At 73.5% G+C, this 268-nt stretch carries 1 protein-coding gene; it reads left to right on the top strand.

What is annotated here, in order from left to right:
• On the top strand, positions 1–268 hold a 268-nt coding region (locus RVY79_RS19885), incomplete at both ends, for an SGNH/GDSL hydrolase family protein (protein WP_317466297.1).

Genomic DNA, 268 nt, shown 5'->3' with positions numbered 1-268 from the left:
CCACCGGGCTTGGCCTGGCGCTGCGTCCGTCGCTGCAGGGCGGCAGCAACTATGCCTTCGGCGGCGCCCGCGTCTCGTCGGTGGCCAGCGGCCTGCCGCCCACCGCGCTGAGCTTCAACCAGCAGATCGCGGCCTTCGATGCCGCCCACGCCCAGGCCGACCCGTCGGCGCTGTATGTGCTGTGGATCGGCGCCAACGACATGTCGGACGCGATCGGCGCCGCCGCGCGCGGTCACAGTGGTGCCGTGGGGTCTGCGGTGGCGGATGC

The sequence above is a fragment of the Chromohalobacter sp. HP20-39 genome, assembly GCF_033052815.1.
Taxonomy (GTDB): domain Bacteria; phylum Pseudomonadota; class Gammaproteobacteria; order Pseudomonadales; family Halomonadaceae; genus Chromohalobacter.
The sequence above is the reverse complement of the archived record's forward strand: the minus strand, read 5'-3'. Positions and strand labels throughout refer to the sequence as shown.